Annotated in this window: 7 protein-coding genes; all 7 read right to left on the bottom strand. The window is 40.2% G+C overall.

The genetic code is table 11. The annotated features are described in order from the left end of the window. Positions 1 to 14: 14 nt before the first annotated feature. The 7 genes from BZJ18_RS17735 to BZJ18_RS16350 all read right to left on the bottom strand — a co-directional run bounded on the left by BZJ18_RS17735 (position 15) and on the right by BZJ18_RS16350 (position 7,555). Complete coding sequence (locus tag BZJ18_RS17735) at positions 15 to 941, bottom strand: glycosyltransferase (protein ID WP_443216522.1); 927 nt, start codon at positions 939 to 941, stop codon at positions 15 to 17. A 298-nt stretch (positions 942 to 1,239) separates the two neighbouring features. Beyond that, entirely contained in the window at positions 1,240 to 2,652 is a 1,413-nt protein-coding gene (locus BZJ18_RS16375; protein WP_077458352.1) for a lipopolysaccharide biosynthesis protein, read from the bottom strand. A gap of 34 nt (positions 2,653 to 2,686) precedes the next feature. Next, positions 2,687 to 3,823, bottom strand: a complete 1,137-nt coding sequence (rffA, locus tag BZJ18_RS16370; RefSeq protein ID WP_077458350.1) for a dTDP-4-amino-4,6-dideoxygalactose transaminase — start codon at positions 3,821 to 3,823, stop codon at positions 2,687 to 2,689. Beyond that, the gene (locus tag BZJ18_RS16365) at positions 3,823 to 4,383 is read right to left on the bottom strand and encodes an acyltransferase (RefSeq protein WP_077458348.1); all 561 of its coding nucleotides are present in this window, start codon (positions 4,381 to 4,383) and stop codon (positions 3,823 to 3,825) included. The genes rffA and BZJ18_RS16365 overlap by 1 nt, the downstream gene beginning before the upstream one ends. A 9-nt stretch (positions 4,384 to 4,392) precedes the next feature. Then, positions 4,393 to 5,268, bottom strand: a complete 876-nt coding sequence (gene rfbA, locus BZJ18_RS16360; protein ID WP_077458346.1) for a glucose-1-phosphate thymidylyltransferase RfbA — start codon at positions 5,266 to 5,268, stop codon at positions 4,393 to 4,395. Then, positions 5,268 to 6,371, bottom strand: a complete 1,104-nt coding sequence (gene rfbB / locus BZJ18_RS16355; RefSeq protein ID WP_077458344.1) for a dTDP-glucose 4,6-dehydratase — start codon at positions 6,369 to 6,371, stop codon at positions 5,268 to 5,270. The genes rfbA and rfbB overlap by 1 nt, the downstream gene beginning before the upstream one ends. A 17-nt stretch (positions 6,372 to 6,388) precedes the next feature. After that, complete coding sequence (locus tag BZJ18_RS16350; protein WP_077458342.1) at positions 6,389 to 7,555, bottom strand: nucleotide sugar dehydrogenase; 1,167 nt, start codon at positions 7,553 to 7,555, stop codon at positions 6,389 to 6,391. Positions 7,556 to 7,929: the final 374 nt, after the last annotated feature.

The following is a 7,929-nucleotide window of genomic DNA, read 5'->3' as shown; positions in this document are numbered from 1 at the left end:
TAGAAAATACAGTATTATTTTTCATTCAGGCTTCTAAATTCTTCAAACTGAGTTCTTCTGGGATGTTTACTGTTAAACCGCATATTCAGTTTATCAAACACTCGAGAAAGTTCATAAACCCAAGGATTAAATTCAAACTCACCTGCTGGCATGTCAATGTTGTTCAACATATCCATTGACTCTTGGCACCTTTCATTTGTGAAAGAATCAATACATTTAACATGACTATCTTTTAATTTTTTTCTATCGTTTTCTGTTATATACACAAAATCATATATCATATCTTCAACATTGAGAAGCGGTAAATCTAGTCCTTTTAAGTTATATTCATATTGCCATACATTACAGAAATAACCGTAAGTTTTAGGTTCCATCATATTCTCTACACCTACGATGCAAGGGACACCTAGAGATGACGCCTGAATGATTGCCGTACCACTACCAATAAACAAGTCATAAGTACTTATTGTTTCATCAAACGTTGAATAGTCTAAGCTACCTTTCAAGATTATCTTATCCTGTAAATTAGCTTGATTTATTTTATTTTGTATATAAGTTTTTAGTGGTCCGTCACCATATATATCGAATTGAACATCAATACCTTTTTTAATCAACCTATCAATGACTNCTGCAATTTTAATTGGCTTTGTCAAACCACCCGTAAGTTCTACTTGCTTTTTATCTATGACACCTAACCTGAATGTATTAGACTTATCAAACGTTTTATTTTTATGCTTAATGTAAAGTTCACGAGTGCCTTCAGAAAAGAAAAGTAATGACTGTTCAGGAAGATATTTAAATATAAATTCTCTATTCAATCTTTCATACCAAGCTACCTTACCCTCCCCCCATAAATACTTTATGTAATGATAAAACCCAATGGTAATGGGTAGCTTTCTTTTTAACTTTTTAGAAAGTCTGTTGCCAAGTAATGCATGCATCCCATCAAAAACATGAATTTGATCAATTTTTTCTAGCTTATCTAAAACTACTTTTTGTTTTAATGGGAAAAGTAGTGGAAAGCGGCGGCACAACAGCAACGGACCATGAAAGAAGTCTTCAGGAAAAAATACATTTGCGTACTTTTTCATTTCCATAAGCAATTCTTTATTGCTTTGTTCTGGCTTGGATAATAATAAAATAGATGTAGGTAGGTTCTTCTTAAATCGTTCTTTTGCCATTCGTACGAAGAACGTTTCAATGCCACCTATTGGCAGCGCACCATAAATGAATAGCATGTCACGAGCCTTTAATAATTTCTTTGAGTTCAAGAACTAACAAAATCGCTGTTTTTGAGAAAAAAAACATAGTCGATAACAGTAGCAACAGCCAAGCTATAGCTGAGTATTGGAAAGTATCTTCATTAACTACTACCAATGTAGTAAATAGTATATAGGATATAGTTACACTATATATCTTAAACCTTGGAAATCCCCACCAAAGCTTAGCAGTCGCCTCTGTTCTGACAACGAAGTAGGCAAAAAAAGCTAACAATGTCGCAATTGCTGCACCAGAAGCCCCTAAATCAGGTATTAAAAGGTAGTTCAAAATTGCATTAACGATAAAAGCGCATATTGATGCAAGCATAGAAAATGACGATCTACGCGTAATACCAATACCAACACCTGTTGTTTCTGCCAACATTTTAAATAGTGGCATAGCAACACAAGCAACGATTAAGTATTCAATAGCTGAATATTCTGGCGGTAAAAAATAAACCAAAACAAAAGAAAACATTCCAACTAGCGTCCAGATTAAACAGACTGCAAGTAGCATACACTCAATGACGTTTAATACCTTGGTTTTGTCAACACCATTTTTTACCCATTTATACAGTGTCGGATGCCAGAGATTTGAGAATATTGTCGAAATAACTGATACGGCTCCAGCGAGTGATACTGATAACGCATAGACTCCAAGTTCCTCAAACCCTGAAAAACTACGTAAAAAGAAACGATCCATGGTTGTTAAGCCCCAGTACGCAATACCACCAGCAACAAGCGGTAGACTAAAGGTTAACATTCGATGCAAAAGTTCACGATCAAGCGGTTTTAATATAGCGGGCAACCATGTTGTTCTTGTCCACCACGCAAAAATACTTACCGAGCATCCAACGGCAAGTATATTCATTAGCATAAGAGTTTGAAAATCCGCATCTAAATTGAGCAAAAATATAAAGCAAATAAAAAAAAGCAAGAATAGTTTAGGAAAAACTTGAGTAGCAGAGAACACTAAGCCACGTTCTTCCATCCTTACAACATGTGCGAAAAAGTTAATCAAATAGCTGCAATATACACCAAGAATTAGTAACCAAGTGAGTAAAGTTGAATCGATATCAAATAATAATTTGGAAATTGACCATGGTAAAATACTTATAATTAACAGTGCTAAGGTTAAAACAGCTAGGCCGGGCAGTACTGCATGTTTAAATAAAGAGGGTTTGTCATCCTCTTCATGATACTCGCGTACGTAGGCTTGATGCATTGCTAAGCTAAATAGGGATACTGAGAGCCCTAGAGTGACTTGCAACATGGTCAACCGGCCTACATCCTCTACGCTAAAAAACCACGCTACAAAAGGAAGTGTAACTAAACTTAACGCAGCGGCCCCTATGGGGCCAATTGAGAACTGTACGATTTTTTTAATGTTCAAATGATTAAGCTCTTTATAATATTGATTGCTACAGCTATAGGCTTAATTTTTTTACAAAATCTGTAATTATATTGCAAATATAATCAACCTGCTCATCTGTCAAGTCATAAAATAACGGTAGCCTAACTAGGGTGTCCGTAAACTTGTCAGAATTCGGCAAATCATTCCCGTTGTATCGAGATTGATAATATTCACTTTTGTGCAATGATAAATAGTGAAAAACCGCATTTATATCATTATCTTTCAACATCTTTATCAACGCGGTTCGTTGTTCCAAACTTTCACACACTAAATAAAACATGTGTGCATTATTAGTTGAATTTTCAGTAATTGTTGGTAGCTCAATGCCTGTATTAATTAACACTTCATTTAAATTATCATAATAACGCTGCCAAATTGCTTTACGTCTCGATTGTATATCGTCGATATTTTCTAGCTGAGCATAAAGATATGCTGCAATAATATCAGATGGCAAAAATGATGACCCGATGTCTACCCAACCATATTTGGCAACTTCGCCTCGGAAGAAGGACGATCGATTGGTTCCTTTTTCACGAATAATTTCAGCGCGATGAATATATTTCTCATCATTTATAGCAAGCAAACCTCCCTCACCAGCGATGATGTTTTTGGTTGCATGAAACGAAAAGGTTCCGAAGGTTCCAATACTGCCTAGAGGCCTACCTTTGTAATAACTATCGATTGCTTGTGCAGCGTCTTCAATGACTGGAACACTATATTGCTCGCTTAACTGCATGATTTTATCCATATCACAAGCAATACCTGCATAGTGTACAACCACAATTGCTTTTGTTTTGGGCGTTATTAATTCAGCTATATGATTAGGATCGATATTAGGATGATCCGAACAGCTATCTGCAAACACAATCTTTGCCCCACGTAGTGCAAATGCATTTACAGTAGATACAAAAGTGTACGAAGGTGCAATTACTTCATCTCCGGGCTGGATATTTAGAAGAATAGCGGTCATCTCTAATGCATCAGTGCAAGATGTTGTCAGCAAACATTTCTTAAATCCATATTTTTCTTCTAGGAACTCGTGACACTTTTTCGTGAAGGGCCCATCACCAGATGTATTACCATTTGATATCGACTGACTGATATACTTTGATTCAGAACCGGCCTGATATGGCTTATTAAATGGGATCATTACCCTTCCTCTCTTAAGTATTGCTCTTCCAATTTTAGTAGTTCTTTTCTTCTGTTTTTTATTTTACGCGCAGGACTTCCAACATAAATTGACCAGGCCTCTGTTGACTCTAATACTAAAGAGTTTGCTCCCACAGACGTTCCTTGATCCAATGTCACATTTGGAAATATAGTACTATTTGCCCCGATAATAGTATGCTTTTTTAGATATACCTTTCCTTCAATTTCATTTTTAAACGCGCTAGGTATGGTTGAATTCGTCATAGTTACACCCGAATAGTCGTCTGACTGGGTGAAAACTTTTACACCATAGGCTAATGTTGAAAAGTCTTCGATAATTATACCAGGGCGACCACCAGCTACTAGACACTGAGGGGTGATGTGAACATTTCTCCCTATTTTGATGTTCCCTGAAATAACACAGAAGTCGTCAATTCTTGAGTTGTCACCTATTTCAATCAACTCAGGATCATAAACGCTTGCTTTATCACTTATTTTTACATTGTTACCAAGTGCTTTAAAGCCGATATTTAATAGAGCGTCGTTGGTTAAATATGCCATCATACTTCCTTATTTATTGCACAATGACAGTAGGTATTCACCATAACCATTTTTAGCGAGTAATTGAGCGCGGTATTTTACTTGGTCTTTTGACAACCATTTTTGGCTGTATGCAACTTCTTCTAAGCATGCAATTTTATAGCCTTGCCGTTTCTCAATGGTTTCCACAAATTGGGCTGCTTCTAGGAGACTCTCATGGGTGCCAGTGTCAAGCCATGCATATCCACGCCCCAGCAGCTCAACATTGAGTTTGTTGCGCTTAAGGTACATATCATTTAAGCAAGTTATTTCAAGTTCACCGCGCTCTGAAGGTCGCACTTCTTTCGCAAAACCAACCACATCATTGTCGTAAAAGTAAAGACCTGTCACAGCAAAGTTGCTTTTGGGATTTTGTGGCTTTTCTTCTATTGATATAGCTCGTTTTTCTTTATCAAACTCGACTACACCGAAGCGCTCTGGATCATTGACCTGATATCCAAATACAGTCGCACCTTTACCTGTCTGTGCATTCTCTACTGCCTGTAATAGCTTACTTCGGAAATCTTGCCCCCAGAAAATATTGTCACCCAATACCAAACAAACTGACGAGTCGCCAATAAATTCTTCACCGATGATAAAGGCTTGCGCTAGGCCGTCAGGTGATTCCTGTACTGCGTATTCAAGCTGAATACCAAATTGACTACCATCACCAAGCAAGCGCTGAAAGCTATCTTGATCTTCAGGGGTGGTGATAATCAAAATCTCACGAATACCCGCTAGCATTAACACGGACAGCGGATAGTAGATCATTGGTTTATCGTAAACGGGTAGCAGTTGTTTAGAGACACCCATCGTAATCGGGAATAAGCGTGTACCTGACCCGCCCGCTAGAATAATACCTTTCATTATTTACTCTCCGATAAAGCAACACCTAAGCGTTCACCTTGGTAACTACCATTCTGAACATTTTGACACCAAGTTTGATTGTCTAAATACCATTGAACCGTTTTTTTCAAGCCGGTTTCAAAGGTCTCGACCGGTGTCCAGCCAAGCGCTTGTTGCATTTTACTTGAGTCAATCGCATAACGACGATCATGCCCAGGACGGTCTTGCACGTAAGTGATTTGCTCAGCGTAGGAAGTCGTTTTCGGGACTAATGTGTCTAAAATTGCACAAATCGCTTCGACTACCTCAACGTTTTTCTTTTCATTGTGACCACCTATGTTGTAGGTTTCACCGACTTCGCCTTCCGTGACGACTTTATATAGCGCTCGAGCATGATCTTCGACATAGAGCCAATCACGAATTTGGTCGCCTTTACCATAGATAGGTAAGGCTTTACCTGCTAAGGCATTCAGAATAACAAGTGGGATCAGCTTTTCAGGGAAGTGATAGGGACCATAGTTATTGGAACAATTGGTGACTATGGTTGGTAGTCCGTAAGTACGCATCCAAGCACGAACCAAATGATCACTTGAGGCTTTAGACGCTGAATAAGGGCTTGAAGGTGCATAGGGGGTCGTTTCCAAGAACATCGGCAGCGGTTCATTCGCTGATTCTTCCCCCGGTTTAACATCATCCGGATGTGGGAGATCACCATATACTTCATCGGTGGAGATATGATGGAAACGAAACGCTTGTTTAGCACGGTCATCCAACTGTCTCCAATACTCACGGGTCGCTTCTAGTAGGGTATAGGTACCCACAATATTGGTTTCGACAAAGGCCGCGGGACCGTCGATTGAGCGGTCAACGTGCGATTCAGCCGCTAGATGCATCACCGCATCAGGTTGATGCTCGGCAAAGACGCGATCTAATTCGGCACGGTTACAAATATCCACTTGTTCAAACGCGTAGCGATTGCTTTCCGAAACTGGCGCTAATGATTCCAGGTTGCCAGCATACGTCAGTTTATCGAGGTTAATCACACTATCGTTAGTGTGCTGAATAATATGGCGAATAACGGCAGAGCCAATAAAGCCTGCACCGCCTGTGACGAGTATTTTCATTTTTAACCTTTGGTCTTTTAATCCGTCCCAAACAAATCACGCGTATAGACTTTTTCGGCACTATCGCGGATTTCATCAACCATGCGGTTGGCGACAATCACATCAGCGCGTTGTTTAAACGCTTCAAGATCGTGAGTGACTTCTGAGTTAAAGAAAGTGTCTTCTTTTAAGACTGGCTCGTACACAATCACCTCAATGCCTTTGGCCTTAAGGCGCTTCATAATCCCTTGTATGGATGAGGCACGGAAGTTGTCTGAGCCCGCTTTCATGATCAACCGGTATATGCCCACCGTTTTTGGTTCACGGCGCAAAATGGCGTTGGCAACAAAATCTTTGCGGGTGGTGTTGGCGTCTACAATGGCCTGAATCAAGTTGTTCGGCACGTCGTTGTAGTTGGCAAGCAGTTGGCGGGTATCTTTTGGCAGGCAGTAACCACCATAACCAAACGATGGGTTGTTGTAGTGGTTGCCAATGCGTGGGTCTAGCCCTACCCCTTCGATGATTTGGCGAGTATTCAAACCGTGGGTTTCGGCGTAGCTATCAAGCTCGTTAAAGTAGGCAACGCGCATAGCAAGGTAGGTATTAGAGAACAGCTTAACGGCTTCCGCTTCGGTCGAGTCGGTAAAGAGTACCGGCACGTCCTTTTTCAGCGCGCCTTCGAGCAAGAGGCTGGCAAAGGTTTTAGCGCGCTCACTTTGCTCGCCCACAATAATGCGCGAAGGATGCAGGTTATCGTAAAGGGCTTTGCCTTCACGCAAGAACTCAGGAGAGAAAAGGATATTATCGCTTCCCATCTCTTCTTTAATCTGCTTGGTATAACCCACAGGTACAGTCGATTTAATCACCATAGTCGCTTGCGGGTTAATGGCCATTACATCTCGAATCACCGCCTCGACAGAGCGGGTGTTAAAGTAGTTGGTTTCTGGGTCGTAGTCAGTTGGCGTGGCGATGATAACAAAATCAGCGTCTTGGTAGGCTTGGTGTTTATCTAAGGTGGCAGTAAAGCGCAGTGATTTGTTGGCCAGAAAGTCTTCGATTTCCGCATCAACAATAGGGGATTGCTTTTGGTTGAGCTGCGTTATTTTTTCTTCATTAATATCGAGCGCGACCACATCAAAATGTTGGGCGAGCAGCATCGCGTTAGAAAGGCCCACATAGCCGGTGCCTGCAACTGCAATTTTCATTGATTTTTCCTTGGGTTACCTAGCTGTAAAAGAGAGTTATTGGATTTAACCGTGATAAATAGACACGCTACCGCCCGGAGGTATCGCTCCCCACTGCGCGGTGATCACAGATTTTGTATGTTTTTTGAGTCGTTTTGTTTGTGATCTCACAATGCTGACAAAATGATGCCTAGCACGGTGGAAAAAATGCCTGCAGTATTCTACACATTTTAGCTTCGGTTGAAAGAATATGGCGGTTGGTTTATGTACTGATTTTGCTTTATGTTCATATATTAAACAAAGGCTTACTTACCGCTGACAATTCTAGCTATTCGTTGACACTATCTAGTTTCATGCTCACCTCATCATTTCGACTGAATGGCTTTTCATACTCC

This window comes from Salinivibrio sp. IB872, from assembly GCF_001995345.1.
In the GTDB taxonomy this organism is placed as follows: Bacteria; Pseudomonadota; Gammaproteobacteria; order Enterobacterales; family Vibrionaceae; genus Salinivibrio; species Salinivibrio proteolyticus.
The sequence above is the reverse complement of the archived record's forward strand: the minus strand, read 5'-3'. Positions and strand labels throughout refer to the sequence as shown.